Below are 16,098 nucleotides of genomic sequence, written 5' to 3' on the forward strand. Positions count from 1 at the left end.
GCCCTCAGGTCGTCGGTGCGAGTTGGAGCCAGTGGTCATGGTCGGGCCAGCGGGGCAACTGGTGCACGGCGGGACCACGATGCCGTACGTACGAATCCCGCGCAGGGCGGACAGCCGTCCGGATCGAGAGGACCCGCCAGGTACGCCGGCCGTCGTACGGCGCGCCGCCCATTTCCGGGTCAGTCGCGAGATCCCATTCGTAATCCCATGCCACCGCAAGCGCGCCTTCGACGGCATAGCGCACGCCGACAGCGGGTCGCCGCGGCTCCTGATACGCAACAATTCTTAGGTCACCGGCGTCGATGATCCACGTATAGCCATCCGACCGCGCCGTACCGGTGATGCGGTAGATCCCCTGCTCATCGCTGAGAAGCCGAATTCCGTCCTCGTCGGATCCAGCGTCTCGACGAGGTCCGGCCATCACTGACAGCCCGGCGAACAGGCTGTCGCCCACCCGCAACGGCGCGATCTGACCATCACCGATCAGCGCCTCGTCGATCAGGGCCCACAGCGTCGTCGACATCTGCCAAACCCTCAGCCGGCCACGATGATCGGCTCTGTGGGTGGCCCGCCCGTCAACAGATTCGCGAGCAACCGCGGCAGCCCCGCTGGCCGCAGGAGATCCGTGGTCGCGAAAAGCTCCTCGACGGTCCACCAGCGATGACCGGTCACACTGATCTTCTCCAGATCCTCGAAACCCGAGGTATCAATCTCGAACGCAGGAACCCGGGCAAAGAAGTATCGCTGCCGCAAGCGCTCGGGCGCGGGACAGGAGGAGGGTCGGGCTCCAGCAGCATGGCGCCACAGTCTAATCCTGAGGGCGCGACCACCGAATCCCTGCTCCACGGAGTTCCCAGCGCTGTCGGTCACCCTGGCTCGCGGTGCCAGATACGCTCATGCCGTGTCCAAGGATTCCATCGACCGGATGGTCGACGAATGGGCGGAACGCGAGCCTGGTCTCGATGCCAGTCCCCTCCTGGTCGTGGGACGGCTACTCCGGTGTGCCGAGAACGCGCGCGGCCTGCTCGGTGAGACCTTGCGGGCGTTCGGCCTGAGCTACGCCGACTTCGACGTTCTGAACACGCTTCGCCGGCGTGGAGACCCGGAGGGTACGCATCCTCGGGAACTGGCCCGGTCGGTATTGATCACGTCGGGCGCGATGACCGCCCGGGTCGATCGTCTCGAACGCCTCGGCCTGGTCGAGCGACAATCTGATCCCGATGACCGCCGTGCGATCCGTATCCGGTTGACCAAGACGGGTGAGCGGATCGCGGCGCAGGCACTCGAAGCCGTCCTCGATGCCGACCGGGCGATCCTGGAGCCGCTCAGCGACCGGCAGCGCAGCACGCTGGCCGGCACACTGAAGCGGCTCCTCCTGCACCAGGAACAATCCTGACCGCGGTCAAGGTTCAGGTTTCAGGCTCTCAGTAGACCTGGGCCTCGAAGGACGCCTTGTAGGCCGCGGCGCCATCGATCGACTCGAACGGCCAGCTGACCAGGCTCACCAGCGCCGCCCCATCGACGGCCGCGGCGACCTCGGCCGCGACCGTCAGCGGCGTACCCCCGCAGATCTCGATCAGGTCCGCACCGTCCTTGACCGCCTGGACCGCCACCTGCGCGGCGGTCCGCGCGTCGGGGGCACCCACGATGGTGGTCGTACGACCACCATTGTGCTGGCGGGCAATCCGGTCCGCGGCCGGATCCGCGCCGGTGTCCGCGTAGATCGTCACGGAGTGCCGCGGGCTGTCGGTCCGTACGGCCCCGAACCCGTAGGACGCCACGCCGACCGGCGTACGCCCATCGACGGCCGCCACAACCTTTGCGGCGGTGGTGAGGTCGAAGCCGCGGTAAAGCTCGATCAGGCGTACGCCGTCCGCCGCCAACCGGTCCGCGACGCGTGCGGCGGCCTCGGCGTCAGGCACCCAGACCAGCGCGGTGCGTGCGCCCGGTTGGTCGAGCGTGGCCCAGGTCCCGTCCTTCTCCGCAGTGGGCTCCAGAAAGACGAACGCGCCCTCGTAGTCACCCATCGTGTGCCACCCTCTCATTTAGCTTGGTCCTAAACTACTTTCATCCAAGCTAACTCCAGAGCGGCGCGAGGCTATTCCCAGACGGGATGAAGTGATTGCTAGCGCAGGGCGTCGTTGACGTACGCGTCCAGCTCGGCGAGGAGTTCGGAACGCCGGTCCGGCGTGGTGAAACCCGCCTGGATCGCCGTCCGGGTGATCTGGGCAAGCTGACCGGCGGTAACGCCAAGCGATGCGGCCGCGGCGTACTCACCCTCGATCGTGGTGCCGACCTGGATCGGGTTGTCGGTGGCGAGGGTCACTTTGACCCCGGTCTCGACGAGCCGCGGTAACGGATGCTCGGCAAGTGAGGGTACGGCGCCCAGGAAGGTGTTGCACGTGAGTGCGCACTCCAAGGTGATCTGGCGTTCGATGAGGAGGTCCATCAACGCGGGTTCGGCGGCGGCGTAGATGCCGTGCCCGATCCGCGTCAGGCCAGGAGTGCGTGCCGCGGCGGCGATGTTGGCCGGCGTCATTTCCCCAGCGTGCGCGGTGATTCCGAGGCCAACGCCGGCGAACCGCTCCGCGAGTGCGTAGATGGGAGTCCAGTCGGCCTCGCTGAGGTACGGCTCGTAGAGGAAGTCAACGCCAGCAAGACCTTCGCTTCTGGTGCGTATGCACGCGTCCGCGATCTCCCTGATCCACTCGGGAGGCATTCCCATCATGACGATGGCTAACGCCTCCGCACGCAGGCGCGGATACCGCTCCTGGGCTTGTCGTTCCGCCCGGCGAAACAAATCCATGAACCCGTCTTTGAGGATCGTGTCGCCGCCACACCGAACCTCCACGTAGGTGGCGCCGGCGGCCCCTTCATATTCAAGGAGTTCAGCGAATCTCGCCACAAACATCTCGTCATCGTCGTCGGCGAGCGGCACCGGCTTCACTGAGCCGATCAGTCGGAGCCGCTGGGGTCCGGGCGGCACCGTCTCCATGAAGTGTCTCCGCCACGCCGCCCAGTCGAACGCCGCGCGCCCCTCACGACGGGCGAGGATGCGATCCAGACAGCGATGCGCCTCCTGATGCAGATGCAGATCCGCCTTGGGAAGTGCTGTCAACTTCGCCCTCCACTTCACGTCGACCGGGTCGACCCCGTCTGGGTTGAACCCGTCGCCGAAGCTAGCCGAACGCCGACTCCACAACCAGCACGAAAGCAGCCGGCTCGACGAAGTTCCGGCAGGGCGGAAAGCAGAGCTCAGGATCAGCGAGAGTGGGCCCTGAACGAAGCTGACGAACCCGTGCTCGCACGAGGACCCTTGACCTGATGTCATCGTTTGGCCGCGCGGATGGGGGCCGCAGAAAGGCCCGAGAACGCCAGGGAGAGCCGTTCCGGTAACGGCCACGGATTCAGGTGCGGCGGCCCCGCGGGGACAGCTCGCCGTTTCCCGTGTGATCGTTCTCTCTGATCAGCCCTGCTGGCGTCCGTGGTTCCGCACGATTCCTCCCGATCACGGCGCTTCACATGTCATGCGTCAACTTTCTGGCAGGAGTTGATCTTGGTCTGTCTTTTCGGGCATGAGGGCCATGACTCCCGACGACGTCGGGGGGGTGCTTCCTGCGGTCGACCCGCTGAAGCGGTTGGTGCAGGTAGGTGCTGTCGGGTCGAAGGCGTGCATGTTCTGCAACGCCGCGGCGTGATGTGGACGCGGAAGGGCTTCTTGGTGTCGATCCTCAAGCATGTGGGTTGATCTCGGCTGTGGTCAGGTCTGCGAGTCGTTGTGCGGTGTTGAAGTGGGGGGTGAGCCGGTTCTTGGTCATGGCGAAGGAGGTGCCGGTGGCGGTGTCGGCGTAGACGTAGCTGCCGCCACCACCGACCCAGCCGAATGTGGTAGGTGTCTGTTCCGGCTGAGTACCGATGCGGCCGAGCGGATAGCCCAGGGCCAGCTGTGCATGGTTACCGAAGACCTGGTCGGTGCCCTCGAAGGCCACCGCCGTCATCTCCTGGAGTTGGCGGGAATCGATGAGCCGACTGTCGAGGACGGCGGCGTTCATGGCTGCGATTCCCCGGGCGGTGAAGGTGCCGACCGACGGGATGTCAGCTTGCAGGATGTCGTGGTTGTTGCCCATGGCCGCGGTGGGTTGCAGTTCCCAGGGCGCAAGAACGGCATCGCGGTCGGGTCGGGCGATCGGGGGCGGTGCGGCGTCTTCGAGTCGTGCCAGCCGGGTCAGGTCGGTTCGGGGCACACCGAAGTACAGGTCACCGTCGATACCCAGGGGCAGGCTGACCCACTCGTGCAGGAGTTGCCGCATTGGTTTGCCTGTGGCCCGGCGTGCGACCTCGCCGAGCAGGAAGCCAAAGGTGAACGAGTGGTATCCCGTCTCGGTCCCGGGTCGCCACCGCGGTTCGGCGTCGGCGATCGCGGTGCAGACCCGCGACCAGTCAGCCAGGTCGGCAGGGCCGAGGCCACGAGGCATCGCCGGCACGCCGACTGAGTGTGTGAGCACGTGGCGAAGAGTCGCAGTCGCCTTGCCGAGGGCACCGAACTCTGGCCACAGGTCGACCACTGGTGTGTCGTATCCGACGGCACCGGTCCTGACGAGCAGGTGAGCGATCAGCGACGTCATGACCTTGCCAGTAGAGAAGCTGAAGAACGGCGTCTGCGGGTTCACCCTGCGCCCGGTCTGGCCGTCGGCGATACCGGCGACGGCGTCGACAACAAGAGCACCGTGGTGATAGACGGCAACCTGCAAGCCGGTTTCGGCTCCGGTATCAACGAGTTCGTCGAGAACGGCTTGGACCTTTTGCTGCAGTGAAAGCATCATCATCACCGCTTTGGCCACGTGTAGCGAGTCTGGCTGGACGTCGGTAGCTTGCCGAAGGCGAATCCGATGGTCGGCGCGACTCGATACAGCCTGGTGTCGCCAGCGATGACGGCCTCGCCCAACCGACACCAGGCACCTTCGGGGCTCGTCAGATGCGTGCCATACTTCCGCTCGAAATCCGCGGCGGCCTGTTCACGCTCGGAGCGCTCATCCACCACGGATGCGACACCCTCGATGACGACATCCACACCGGTCAAGGCATTCGTGCCGGCCGTCAGCACACAGCGGGGATTGTGCTCAAGGTTGCGTGCCTTGCGCTCTTGATCACCCGTGGTGAAGCACACGCCGCCCAGACTCCAAGCCGCCAACAGCGGCGTTACGTGCGGTCGCCCGTCAGGCCGCACCGTAGAAGGCCAGAAGACCTCCGCCTCACCCAGGACGGCCAATGCCGACGCCCATGGCGTCGCTTGCGCGCCCGGAAGCGAGAACGGCCCCAGTACAGCATCCGGTTCGGTTTCCAACAGGTCACATCCTCGGTGCCGTCGAGCATGGTGCCGCTGGCCATCAAGACCGCCCGAGTTCGCGAGCGAGCGCGTCCAGCCAGTCGCCGGTGCCTTGTTGGCGCCACTCGGGTTGCTCCTGGTCGTCGAGGAAGGTGTCCTGTTCGGTGAGGACCAGGTGCGTGCCAGTGCCGTCCGGAACGAACTCCACGGTGGTCACCGACACGGTCGCCAGCACGCCGCGGCCGTACAGCAGCGTGGTGTAGACGATGCGCTCGTCGGTGAGGATGTCGCGGTAGACCGACTCGGCGACGATATCCGCGCCGGAGTCTGTGCGTCCGTGGGCGGCTTCGGCGCCGCCGACGCGGAAGTCGAGGGTGTAGTCGGTGTCGTTGGCGGCGAACCATTTCGCTTTCGTGTCGCGATCGGCCCAGGCCGCGAAAACCTGTGCGGGGGAGGCGGAGTAGGTCCGCTCCAACGTGAACGTGCTGTGCTTCACCGAGTGGTCGGTCATGATCTGGGCTCCTCACGTGAAGTCGTGGAGGGGTCGTCTGAGGTCGTGGTTGTCGTGGAGTGGTCGGCCGCGCTCTCGCCGAGGACGTCGCCGAGGCGGTCGAGGCGGTGCTCCCACGTCGTTCGCTGGAGGCGCAGCCACTCCTCGGCGCGCCGCAGGCCGGATGGATCGATCTGGCAGGTGCGGACGCGTCCGGCCTTCTCCGACCGGACCAGCTCGCTCGTCTGCAGCACCTGCAGGTGCTGCACCGTGGCCGCGACCGTCACGCCGAGCAGGCGCGCCAGTTCGCTCACCGTGGCCGGGCCGCGGGTCAGGCGCTGGATGATCGCCCGCCGGTTCGCATCGGCGAGAGCGTGGAACACCCGATCCGCGCCCGCCCACTCATGGTTAAGCATGCACTTAACCGTAGGAGCACCCCTCCATAAAGTCAAGTCGTCGCTTAAGCTTTTGCTCTCGGTTCAACTGAGCACGGACTTCTGTCGCGGGCATCGGGGTCACGCGATGCGCCCCTCAAGGTGGGCCTGTCGTGGCGTGAGGTCAGCCCGCCAGAAATCTTGACGCACTAGACACACCCCGCTAACGAACGCGTGTTCGAACCATCGGGTAGAGTCAGGACCGTGACCGCGGCGTTCCAGGCCTCCCTGCTGGACTACGACGACGAGCCGGGCCTCGGCGAGCTCGCCGGCGTCGTCCGCCGCGTCCCGCTGAGCCTCGGCGCGTGGATCGACCTGCGACCCGGCTGGGTGCGCGGCTCCGACCAGGTGTTCGAGCGACTACGCCAGAAGGTGCCGTGGTACGCCGAGCGGCGGGAGATGTACGACCGCGTGGTCGACGTTCCGCGGCTGCTCTGTTTCTACGACGAGGACGCTCCGCTCCCCGACCCGCTGCTGGTCCGGGCGAAGGCCGCGCTCGACGCCTACTACCGCGAGGAGTTGGGCGAGCCGTTCCGCACAGCCGGCCTGTGCCTCTACCGCGACGGCAGCGACAGCGTCGCGTGGCACGGTGACCGGATTGGTCATGGCCGCACCGCCGACACCATGGTCGCGATCGTCTCGCTCGGGGCGCCGCGTTCCCTGCTGCTGCGACCGCGTGGCGGCGGTAAGTCGGTCCGGTGCCCACTCGGCCACGGCGACCTGATCGTGATGGGCGGGTCCTGCCAGCGCACCTGGGAGCACTGCGTGCCCAAGATCAAGGGCGTGGTGGGGCCGCGGATCAGCGTCCAGTTCCGTCCGCGCGGCGTGCGCTGACCACACACCGACCGTTGGGCGAGACGGGCAGACCATGCCCGGACACCTCCACGGTCGCCGACCCGCCTACGTGGTTGGCTGCTGGCGAAGACGTCGTGGACCGAACGCGACCCGCCGAACGCGAGCCAGGGAGGGTGCATGCACATCGACCTCAGGGGACGCGTCGCCGTGGTGACCGGCGCCGGGCGCGGGATCGGTCGCGCACTGGTCCGTCGCCTCGCCACCGAGGGCGTCACCACGGTCGCGTTGGACGTTCACGCCGACGACCTGGACACGCTGGGCACCCAGCTCGCCGCCGAAGGTGCGCCTGCCAGCCAGTTCGTCTGCGACGTCACCGACCTGGCCCGGATCCAGGAGGTCGTCAAGGAGACCGCACGCAGACACGGCCGCGTCGACATTCTGGTCAACAATGCCGGCATCACCGCGGGCGGGCCCGTCGACGTCCTGTCCGAGGAGAGCTGGCGCGACTGTCACGACGTCAACCTCACCGGAACGTTCCTGATGTGCAAGGCCGTCGTCCCGGTGATGAAGGCGCAGCGTGCCGGACGCATCATCAACGTCTCGTCGTTCGCCGCGATCGTGCCCACCGCCGGGCACTCGGCCTACGCGTCGGCGAAGGCGGCGGTCGCGCACTTCACCCGTGCGCTGGCCGGCGAACTCGGGCCGTGGAACATCACCGCCAACGCGTACGCACCGGGCATGGTGCCCACGCAGATGAACCACTTCGCCGAACGCCCGCCGGCCGAGCAGGACCGCCTGCTCGACCTGCTCACCATCCGCCGCTGGGGTACGCCGGACGACATCGCCAACCTGGTCTGCTTCCTCGCCTCAGACCAGGCCGGCTACGTGACGGGAACGCTGATCGACGTGAGCGGCGGCAAGCTCGCCACCCAGGTGCCGCGGGCGGCCTACGACCAGGCGGCCCGAACGACCTGACGACCCCTGGGGTCGCACCTACTCCCTCATCCGGGGGACGTCGCGAATTCGACCTTGCTTGGCGGGAACTCAATGATCACGTATACGTGGTCATTGCCTGCCTTGCATGGCATCGGCACCGCGTGAGGCACCTAATGACCACGTATACGTGATCATTAAGGCCGCCGCGCGCGAACGCACTCACGTGCTGTCGTCTGCCACCTGGTCGCGCAAGCTCCAGACGTGCGGGAGCACCTGACCAGCCGGGCCGCTTTCGGCGCCGACGAAGTGATCGACGTACCGGCCGATGTGCGCCTGCCACGCCTCGTCAGCCGGGTCGCCCGCCAGGGCCTTCATCGCGGCTACCCAGTCGTCGCACTCGACGAGGTGGAACAGATCCCGGCCGCTGCGCCAGATCGACCAGTTCCGGATGCCGATCCGGGCGAAGCTGGCGGCGAGGTCGTCAGGAATCCGCTGGTGTTCGCGTTCGTAGTCGGCCTCGGCTCCGGGCCGCAGCACCGAGTGCAGCGGGACAATCACGTTTCCCCCTCGCTCGAACGACGATCAACGACGAACACGGTCCGGGCCGGGCAAAGCCCGGAACGCCTGGCAGAGCCCGAATCAAGGAGGACCTTGCTCACCATACGCAAATTCGGCCATGGTGAGCAATCGTTTGTCTGCTACCTTTCTGCCCATCCCCGACAGAACCGCGTGGCGAGGAAGCTCCCCACAGTTGGCGATGCGGTCCGGAACGGAAACGGAACGGAACGGAGCAGGCATGCTCGACCCCGAGACACCACCCGATCTGCCACTCGCCGGCGTGCGCGTACTCGACTTCAGCCAGTTCCTCGCCGGCCCGGTGGCGGCCCTTCGTCTGGCCGACCTCGGGGCGACCGTGATCAAGATCGAACGCCCCCACACCGGCGACATCGGCCGCCGGCTCGCGTTCGCCGGACGCGTCGCCGACGGCGACACCGTGTCGTTCCACGCGATGAACCGCAACAAGCTCGGCGTCACCGCCGACCTGAAGGATCCCGACGACCTCGCCATCATCCGCCGCCTCATCGAGACCGCCGACGTCCTGATCCAGAACTTCCGTCCCGGCGTGATGGAGCGGATCGGCCTCGACCCGCAGTCGGTGGCGAAGCTCAATCCTCGCCTCGTCTACGGCAGCGCCAGCGGCTACGGCGACAGCGGTCCCTGGCGCGACCGGCCCGGCCAGGATCTCCTCGCGCAGTCGGTCAGCGGGCTCCCCTGGCTCAACGGCGGCGACGTCGACCGGCCGGTTCCGGTCGGGCTCTCGATCGCCGACCACCTGACGAGCTGCCACCTCGCCCAGGGTGTCACCGCGCTGCTCTTCCGCAGGGAACGGACCGGGCGCGGCGGACTCGTGCAGACCAGTTTGTTCGAGGCGATGCTCGACCTGCAGTTCGAGTTGCTGAGCACCCACCTCAATGATTCGACCGTCGCGGTCAGGCGTGGCGGGACCCACTCCGCGCACGCGTTCCTGCCAGCGCCGTACGGCACCTACCCCACCTCTGACGGCTATCTCGCCCTCGCGATGAACCCCATCCCCGAGCTCGGTCGCCTGCTCGACCTACCCCAGCTCCAGGAGATGACTGACGAGCAGATCTGGTGGGACCAGCGGGACGCCATCACCGACCTCATCGCGGACCGGCTGCGGGCCCGCACGACCGCCGACTGGCTGGCGGTACTGGACGCGGCCGACGTGTGGTGTGCGCCCGTCCTCACTCTGGAAGAGCTGGTCGCCAGCGAGGAGTTCGCGGCGATCGCCATGACCCAGCAGGTGCGGCGGGACGCCGAGCTCACCGAGAACGGCAACGACCTGCTCCTCACCACGACCCGATCACCGCTGCGGATCGACGGCCAGACGTTGCGCAGCGACCGGCCGGCCCCGAAGCTCGGCCAGCACAACGCGCTGCTCGACGAGCTGACGGACGACCGCCCGCACCGATTGGCAGCCAACCAATGACCAACCTTCGAGGGATCACCTGGGAACACCCGCGCGGGCACGGCAGCATGGCCGCGGCCGCCGCGCGCTACCACCAGCTGACCGACCACGAGGTCCGGTGGGACCACCGCTCGTTGCAGGCCTTCGCCGACGCGCCCCTGGCCGACCTTGCCAGCGCGTACGACCTGCTGGTGATCGACCATCCGCACATTCCCCTCGCCGCCGATCAGGGTCTGCTGGCGCCACTCGACGGAGTGGGGTACGACGACCAGCTGGCGGAGCTTGCCCGCCACAGCGTCGGGGCGTCCCACCGCAGCTACACCCACGCCGGACACCAGTGGGCGCTGGCGAACGATGCCGCCGCGCAGGTCGCGGCGTACCGCCCGGACCTGATCTCCGACCCGCCACGAGACTGGGACGGAGTCCTTGCCCTGGCCGGTGAAGGCCGGGTGCTGTGGCCCGCGAAGCCGATCGACGCCTACTCCAGCCTCCTCACGATCGCCGCCGGCAACGGCACTCCCCCGAACTCCCGCCCCGGCGTGTTCCTCGACGCCCAGGACGCGTACGCCGCACTCGAGCGGCTCCACCAACTCGCGGCGCAGGTCCCGTCTGACTGCCTCGTTCACAACCCCATCGAGGTGGCCGAACGCCTGGCCGCGGGCGACACGTACGCCTATTGCCCGCTGCTGTTCGGCTACACCAACTACAGCCGCGCTGGTTTCCGGCGACACCGGCTGCGCTACATCGACATTCCCTGCGATGCGAGCGGCCCGCGCGGATCCCTGCTCGGCGGTGCGGGGATCGCGGTGTCGGCGTACGCGGGCGACGTCGACGCCGCGCGGGCGTTCGCGTTCTGGGTGGCGTCGGCGGAGGCGCAGGCGGGTGTCTACTTCGACGGCGGCGGCCAGCCCGGTCACGCGCTGGCATGGGAGGACGAGCGGCTGAACGCCGAGACGCTGGACTTCTTCCGTGGCACGAGAGCCACGCTGGAGCAGGGGTACGTCCGGCCGCGCACCGTCGGCTACATGGCGTTCCAGGACGCGATGTCCCCGCTGGTCACCGCGACCCTCCAGGGACAGCTCAGCGACGACGAACTCCTCTCTCGACTGAACGACAGTGCCAGGCGGTGGCTTCAGGAGGACGAGCATGCGGATCGTTGACCGCTGGTGGTCTGACTACGTCATTGGTGAACGCCGTCAGACCCTGGGACGCACCATCACCGAAGCCGACGTGGTGCTCCACGCGGGCCAGACCGGCGACTTCTTCCCGCATCACCTGGACGCCGAATGGTGCGCGACGCAGCCGTTCGGCGCCCGCATCGCGCACGGCACGCTCATCCTGTCCGTCGCGGTGGGCATGACCGCCGGCGACATCAACCCGCAGGCGATGAGCTACGGCTATGACCGGATCCGGTTCGTCAAGCCGGTGTTTCTCGGCGACACCATCAGCGTGACCGCCGAGATTGTCGCGAAGGGCGACCACCGTCGCGACCCCGACCGGCTCGGCACGGTCGACGAACTGGTCACCGTGACCAACCAGCGCGGCGAAACCGTGCTGGTGCTGACCCATCTCTACGTGGTGAACAAGAAGGAGGCGACTACCTGATGCACGCCTTCGGACCCGTCATCGACGCCCACCAGCATTTCTGGGACCCCTCCACCGGTGGGTACCCCTGGCTCGCCCGGGAGCCGGAGAGCATCCAGCGCGCGTTCGACTACGCCGACCTCGCTCCCCACCTCGCGGCCTATGGCATCGACGGCACCGTGCTGGTCCAGTCCGCGGACTCCGACGAGGACACCGATGCGATGTTCGCCCAGGCCGCGGCCCACCCCGAGATCCTGGGCGTGGTGGGGTACGTCCCGCTCGAGCAACCCGCGCGGGCCGAGCGGCGACTCCAGGAACTCCTCGGCCGCGAACGCTTCGTCGGGATCCGCAACCTGATCCACGACCAACCCGATCCCGACTGGCTCCTGCGTGCCGACGTCGCCGAAGGGCTCGCCCTCCTCGAGGCACACCAGGTGCCGTTCGACCTGGTGGCGGTGCTCCCCCGGCACCTGGAGCACGTGGCGTACCTCTCCGAACAGTTCCCCAACCTGACGGTGGTCATCGACCACCTCGCCAAGCCACCCATCGGTACGCCGCGGAGCGAGCCCTGGACCTCCCTCCTCCGCGACGCGGCGGACAACCCCCGCGTTGTGGCGAAGGTGTCCGGCCTCTACGCCGCCACCGGCGACCCGGCTGCCTTTACCGCCGACGACCTTGCGCCGTGGATCGCTTCCGCGCTGGAGTTCTTCGGGCCGTCCCGGCTGATGGTCGGGAGTGACTGGCCGGTCGCCGTCGTCGCCGGAGGCTACGACCGCGTGATGGGCGCCGTCATCGAGGTGGTCACGGCGTACGGACCCGAGGTAGCGGGGCCGCTCCTCGGTGGTACGGCGATCGCCACCTACGGTCTCACCCTGTCGGTGACGGCATGATCACCGAGCTGAGCGCGGTCTCCGACGCCGTCGCCATCAGCGCACCGCCCTCAGTGCACCGCCCGATCGCCGTCGTCGGCGCCGGCGCGATCATGGACGTGGCCCACCTGCCCGCCTACCGCGCGGCCGGCCTTCCGGTCGTCGGCGTCTTCGACATCGACCACGAGCGCGCCCGGGCCGTGGCCGAGCGACACGAGATCCCGACCGTCTACCGCGATCTTGCCGAAGTCCTCGCCGACGACACCGTCGAGGTGGTCGACATCGCCGTACCAGCCGCCCGGCAGGAGGAGGTCGCCACGGCTGTCATCCAGGCCGGCCGGCACGTGCTCGCCCAGAAGCCGTTCGCCCCCGACCCGCCCACCGGAATCCGGCTGGTCGAACTCGCCGAGTCGATGCACACCGTGCTCGCTGTCAACCAGCAACTCCGCTTCGACGAGGGCATGGCGGCGGCACACCGGATGGTCGAGCTCGGCTGGATCGGAGACATCACCGCGTTCTCCATCACCGTCGATATCTGGACCGAGTGGTCTGACTGGCCATGGCTGCTCGAGACCGAGCGGCTGGAGATCATGAACCACTCCATCCACTACCACGACGTCGTTCGCTGGTTCCTCGGAGAGCCGGCAGGGGTGTTCTGTGCGGCCGGCCGGCTGCCGGGACAGCGGGCGGTCGGGGAAACCCGGACGATCTCGACGTACCTCTACGACTCCGGGGTGAGCGCCGTCGTCCACGCCAACCACACGAACGACCACGGCGACAACAAGGCGGAGTTCCGCATCGGCGGTACGTCGGGAGCGATCCGCGGCACGCTCGGGCTCCTTTACGACTATCCGCACGGTCGGCCCGACACCCTCGAGGTCCACAGCACGGTGCTCCCGACCGACGGATGGCTGCCGTACCCCGTCACCACCCGGTGGATCCCCGATGCCTTCCTCGGGCCGATGGCCTCGGTGTTGTGGGCCGTCGCCGACGGCCAACCGCTGCGATCCTCCGGACTGGACAACCTCGGGACCCTGCGCCTGGTCGAGGCGCTCTACACCTCGATCGCCACGAAGCAGGTCGTGGCTCTCGGCTGAGGCCGTCGGGTGGCCGCGACCGGTCGGTACGATTGCCGGGTGGTACGCCTCGTCGACATCGCGAAGGCGGCGGGTGTGTCCGTCAGCCTGGTATCGCGGGTTCTCAACGACGACCCGGCGGCGCGGGCGACCGAGGAAACCCGGCGGCGGGTGCGCGACACGGCGGCCGCCATGGGCTACCGGCCCCACCACGCCGCCCGGGCGCTCAAACTCGCGCGTACCAACACGATCGCCCTGGCTGTCCCCGTGCTCACCAACGCGATCTTCTCCGAACTCCTCCGCGGCGTGGAGGACGAGGCGCGCGAACTCGGCTACACCTTGATGTTCGCCCGGTCGGAGTCGTTCGACGAGCAACGGCAGATGTCACAGCTGGTCGAGGAGGGGCGGGTCGACGGGTTCCTCCTGCAACGGCCCGATGACGAAACCGACGAGTCGCTGGCTCGCCGGATCGGCAATGCTCCCGTCGTACTCATCAACTCCGTGCTACCCGGCCACCCGGGCAGCGTGATGATCGACGACCACGGCGCGGCCGCGCTTGCCACCGAGCACCTGCTCAGCCTCGGTCACCGGCGGATCGGGCTCGTCAACGGCTTCCAGACAACCGAAACGGCGCGGCGCCGGGGTGCCGGCTTCGCGCAGACGTTGGCTGCAGCTGGCCTCGATCCGGAACTGTCGCCCGTCACCCACTTCGGCTACGCGCCCGAGTCGGCGGCGGCGGAGCACGCGGTGACCGAGATATTCGGCGATGATCGTCCCAAGCGCGAGCAGCCAACGGCGCTGGTGGTCGCCAACGTCAACGCGGCTTTGGCCGTCCTCACCTGTCTGCGGCGGCATGGCCTCGGGGTTCCTGACGACGTTTCGGTCGTCGCGATTCACGACGCCTGGACCGCCGAGCACTCCTGGCCGCCGGTCACCACGGTCCGGTTGCCTGTGTATGAGCAGGGCCAGACCTCGGTGCGGATGCTGCATGACGCGCTGCGGGGTATCGCGGCGGGCGACACGATCATCGAGGAGCCGCCGCCGATCCTCGTCGAGCGGGAGTCGGTACGCCCGTTGCGTGCCCGACGTACGGCTCCTCGCTAGGCAACACCTTTTCCGGCGATCAGCGGGTTTCACGCCGGTCTGGCCGACGTACCACAGGTGCGTCTACTCCGCCCGTGCCCACGAAACTGCCTGCGCCGTCAGACACGTCTGCCTACCGTCAGAACCGATACCCAGTGGCGGGTCAGCTTGCCGTCAGGACGCTCGGCGAGCCGCCGGCGGATCTCGGCATAGAGATACTCACGCTTGGCCGGCTCCATGGCAATGTGGCCGGAAAACGTGTTGAGCAAGGCGAGGTAGCTGTCCGCGGTGTAACGGCGTCCCCAGACATAACGGCGTACGGCAACCGTCTCGAAGTGGCCGGAGGACTCGAACTCCGTTGAACTGTCCGGCCTCGTCTCCGGGAGAGGTGGCGGCCACTCGTCGTCGTCCTTGTCCTCGCCGATCTGCTCGTACACCGTCTGGATCTCGGCGAAGAACGGGTCGAAGTCCGCCGGAAAGCCGTGCGCCGCCTCCCAGATCGCGAGGTGGCCGCCGGGCGCGAGCAACTCCGCCGCCTTCGCGTACCTCACCTGCGGATCCAGCCAGTGCCAGACCGTCGCGGCGTAGACGAGATCGAAAGAGTGTGGCCTGTCGGGCCGCCACTTCTCGAACGGCGTGGTGACGACCGTGACCTCCGGGAACTCGGCCAGATTCCGGCGCGCGTGTGCCGCGAGATTTTCGCCGAGCTCGAGGGCCGTGATCCGAAAGCCCATCCGCGCCAGAGGCAAGGTCGCCTTGCCGGTCGCACAGCCCACTTCCAGCAGGTGCGCCGACGACTGAACGCCGGTCACGGCGATCAGGTCGTCGTACAGCTCGCTGGGATAGTCAGGTCTGGCGTTCTGGTAGAGGGACGCGGCGGAATCGAAGGTGAGCCGCAGGCTCTGGTCGCTGGACACGGACCCCATCATGGCGGACGGCATGGGGTCGCTCCAAAGGCCATCCTGGAACCCACCTGGGCCTCCGGCCGGCTCCCCATCCGGTGATCATGTTCGTGATCATGAAGGGTTTCGGGACGTATAGCCCTTTCTGGCTTCATGATCACGGGCCTCGGGTCGGGCAGCGGGCCCTGCGGCCGGCACAGGCGCCGTGATGGCTTGCCGTTGTGGGTCGGGGGCACCCTTGTACGGCTCTATTGGCCAAGGGCGCCCCCGACCCAAAACGATGGCCCTTCCAGATGCTGGATGCCCTTGTTTTGTTGGGCTTTCGGGGCCGGGGTCTCGTCGGTGGTAGCCGCTAGTGTCCGTCGCCTTTAATTCGTTTACAAATGGCTGTGATGCTGTCGAGGATCTCGTCTGCGGTTTTGGTCCATACGTAGGGTCGGGGGTTTTCGTTCCAGGTTTGGATCCATGAGCGGATGTCTTTCTCCAGTGCCTGCACGGATTTGTGGACTCCGCGTTGGAGGAGTTTGGTGGTCAGTTCGGCGAACCAGCGTTCGACCATGTTCAACCAGGATGATCCGGTCGGGATGAAGTGGACGTGGAAGCGGGGGTGGGC

Annotated in this window: 20 protein-coding genes and 1 pseudogene; 10 read left to right on the forward strand and 11 right to left on the reverse strand. The window is 67.6% G+C overall.

The window, feature by feature from the left end:
- Positions 1 to 4: 4 nt before the first annotated feature.
- Positions 5 to 523 carry a hypothetical protein gene (locus B141_RS0132335; protein ID WP_020579336.1) on the reverse strand — a complete coding sequence of 173 codons (519 nt, stop codon included), beginning with the start codon at positions 521 to 523 and terminating at the stop codon, positions 5 to 7.
- A gap of 11 nt (positions 524 to 534) precedes the next feature.
- Positions 535 to 672: an NUDIX hydrolase gene (locus B141_RS49910; RefSeq protein WP_157181463.1), complete on the reverse strand. Its 138-nt coding sequence runs from the start codon at positions 670 to 672 to the stop codon at positions 535 to 537.
- Between the two features lie 229 nt (positions 673 to 901).
- Here B141_RS49910 and B141_RS0132345 point away from each other — a divergent pair, with 229 nt between their 5' ends.
- Entirely contained in the window at positions 902 to 1,396 is a 495-nt protein-coding gene (locus tag B141_RS0132345) for a MarR family winged helix-turn-helix transcriptional regulator (RefSeq protein ID WP_026257760.1), read from the forward strand.
- A gap of 28 nt (positions 1,397 to 1,424) precedes the next feature.
- Here B141_RS0132345 and B141_RS44005 read toward each other — a convergent pair whose 3' ends face one another.
- Positions 1,425 to 2,027 carry a DUF6506 family protein gene (locus B141_RS44005; RefSeq protein ID WP_020579339.1) on the reverse strand — a complete coding sequence of 201 codons (603 nt, stop codon included), beginning with the start codon at positions 2,025 to 2,027 and terminating at the stop codon, positions 1,425 to 1,427.
- A gap of 98 nt (positions 2,028 to 2,125) precedes the next feature.
- The gene (locus tag B141_RS46490; protein WP_157181464.1) at positions 2,126 to 3,118 is read right to left on the reverse strand and encodes an amidohydrolase family protein; all 993 of its coding nucleotides are present in this window, start codon (positions 3,116 to 3,118) and stop codon (positions 2,126 to 2,128) included.
- Positions 3,119 to 3,575: 457 nt separating this feature from the next.
- On the opposite strand from B141_RS46490, the gene B141_RS52430 reads away from it, so the two are divergent.
- Positions 3,576 to 3,698 carry a hypothetical protein gene (locus B141_RS52430; protein WP_020579341.1) on the forward strand — a complete coding sequence of 41 codons (123 nt, stop codon included), beginning with the start codon at positions 3,576 to 3,578 and terminating at the stop codon, positions 3,696 to 3,698.
- Positions 3,699 to 3,731: 33 nt separating this feature from the next.
- Here B141_RS52430 and B141_RS0132370 read toward each other — a convergent pair whose 3' ends face one another.
- The 4 genes from B141_RS0132370 to B141_RS44015 are packed head-to-tail and all read right to left on the reverse strand — an operon-like array spanning position 3,732 to position 6,232.
- Complete coding sequence (locus tag B141_RS0132370; RefSeq protein WP_202805995.1) at positions 3,732 to 4,841, reverse strand: serine hydrolase domain-containing protein; 1,110 nt, start codon at positions 4,839 to 4,841, stop codon at positions 3,732 to 3,734.
- Positions 4,826 to 5,344, reverse strand: coding sequence for a pyridoxamine 5'-phosphate oxidase family protein (locus B141_RS0132375; protein WP_202805996.1), 519 nt, complete (start codon positions 5,342 to 5,344; stop codon positions 4,826 to 4,828). Before B141_RS0132375 ends, B141_RS0132370 begins: the two co-directional genes overlap by 16 nt.
- A gap of 43 nt (positions 5,345 to 5,387) precedes the next feature.
- Positions 5,388 to 5,837, reverse strand: a complete 450-nt coding sequence (locus B141_RS0132380) for an SRPBCC family protein (RefSeq protein WP_020579344.1) — start codon at positions 5,835 to 5,837, stop codon at positions 5,388 to 5,390.
- Positions 5,834 to 6,232, reverse strand: a complete 399-nt coding sequence (locus B141_RS44015) for an ArsR/SmtB family transcription factor (protein ID WP_020579345.1) — start codon at positions 6,230 to 6,232, stop codon at positions 5,834 to 5,836. The genes B141_RS0132380 and B141_RS44015 overlap by 4 nt, the downstream gene beginning before the upstream one ends.
- Before the next feature lie 222 nt (positions 6,233 to 6,454).
- On the opposite strand from B141_RS44015, the gene B141_RS0132390 reads away from it, so the two are divergent.
- Both B141_RS0132390 and B141_RS0132395 read left to right on the forward strand, forming a co-directional pair.
- Positions 6,455 to 7,084 carry an alpha-ketoglutarate-dependent dioxygenase AlkB gene (locus B141_RS0132390; RefSeq protein WP_020579346.1) on the forward strand — a complete coding sequence of 210 codons (630 nt, stop codon included), beginning with the start codon at positions 6,455 to 6,457 and terminating at the stop codon, positions 7,082 to 7,084.
- A 138-nt stretch (positions 7,085 to 7,222) separates the two neighbouring features.
- The gene (locus tag B141_RS0132395) at positions 7,223 to 8,020 is read left to right on the forward strand and encodes an SDR family NAD(P)-dependent oxidoreductase (RefSeq protein ID WP_020579347.1); all 798 of its coding nucleotides are present in this window, start codon (positions 7,223 to 7,225) and stop codon (positions 8,018 to 8,020) included.
- Positions 8,021 to 8,200: 180 nt separating this feature from the next.
- On the opposite strand, the gene B141_RS0132400 is transcribed toward B141_RS0132395, so the two are convergent.
- Positions 8,201 to 8,539, reverse strand: a complete 339-nt coding sequence (locus B141_RS0132400) for an L-rhamnose mutarotase (protein ID WP_020579348.1) — start codon at positions 8,537 to 8,539, stop codon at positions 8,201 to 8,203.
- Positions 8,540 to 8,777: 238 nt separating this feature from the next.
- Between B141_RS0132400 and B141_RS44020 the strand changes: the two genes are divergently transcribed.
- Genes B141_RS44020 through B141_RS44035 form a run of 6 tightly spaced genes read left to right on the forward strand, consistent with a single transcriptional unit; the run spans position 8,778 to position 14,604 of the window.
- Positions 8,778 to 9,992, forward strand: a complete 1,215-nt coding sequence (locus B141_RS44020; RefSeq protein WP_020579349.1) for a CaiB/BaiF CoA transferase family protein — start codon at positions 8,778 to 8,780, stop codon at positions 9,990 to 9,992.
- Positions 9,989 to 11,131 carry an extracellular solute-binding protein gene (locus B141_RS44025; RefSeq protein WP_020579350.1) on the forward strand — a complete coding sequence of 381 codons (1,143 nt, stop codon included), beginning with the start codon at positions 9,989 to 9,991 and terminating at the stop codon, positions 11,129 to 11,131. The genes B141_RS44020 and B141_RS44025 overlap by 4 nt, the downstream gene beginning before the upstream one ends.
- On the forward strand, positions 11,118 to 11,576 hold the full coding sequence (locus B141_RS0132415; RefSeq protein ID WP_020579351.1) for a MaoC family dehydratase: 459 nt from the start codon (positions 11,118 to 11,120) through the stop codon (positions 11,574 to 11,576). Before B141_RS44025 ends, B141_RS0132415 begins: the two co-directional genes overlap by 14 nt.
- Entirely contained in the window at positions 11,576 to 12,445 is an 870-nt protein-coding gene (locus B141_RS0132420) for an amidohydrolase family protein (protein WP_020579352.1), read from the forward strand. Before B141_RS0132415 ends, B141_RS0132420 begins: the two co-directional genes overlap by 1 nt.
- Positions 12,442 to 13,521 carry a Gfo/Idh/MocA family protein gene (locus B141_RS44030; RefSeq protein WP_020579353.1) on the forward strand — a complete coding sequence of 360 codons (1,080 nt, stop codon included), beginning with the start codon at positions 12,442 to 12,444 and terminating at the stop codon, positions 13,519 to 13,521. The genes B141_RS0132420 and B141_RS44030 overlap by 4 nt, the downstream gene beginning before the upstream one ends.
- Positions 13,522 to 13,560: 39 nt before the next feature.
- Positions 13,561 to 14,604, forward strand: a complete 1,044-nt coding sequence (locus B141_RS44035; RefSeq protein WP_040422987.1) for a LacI family DNA-binding transcriptional regulator — start codon at positions 13,561 to 13,563, stop codon at positions 14,602 to 14,604.
- A 98-nt stretch (positions 14,605 to 14,702) separates the two neighbouring features.
- Here the strand turns inward: B141_RS44035 and B141_RS0132435 are convergent, their stop codons facing one another.
- Both B141_RS0132435 and B141_RS48180 read right to left on the reverse strand, forming a co-directional pair.
- Positions 14,703 to 15,509 carry a class I SAM-dependent methyltransferase gene (locus B141_RS0132435; RefSeq protein ID WP_040422989.1) on the reverse strand — a complete coding sequence of 269 codons (807 nt, stop codon included), beginning with the start codon at positions 15,507 to 15,509 and terminating at the stop codon, positions 14,703 to 14,705.
- Between the two features lie 328 nt (positions 15,510 to 15,837).
- Positions 15,838 to 16,098 (reverse strand): annotated as a pseudogene (locus B141_RS48180) (IS630 family transposase); the annotation flags it as partial.

Source organism: Actinopolymorpha alba DSM 45243 (genome assembly GCF_000373925.1).
Taxonomy (GTDB): domain Bacteria; phylum Actinomycetota; class Actinomycetes; order Propionibacteriales; family Actinopolymorphaceae; genus Actinopolymorpha; species Actinopolymorpha alba.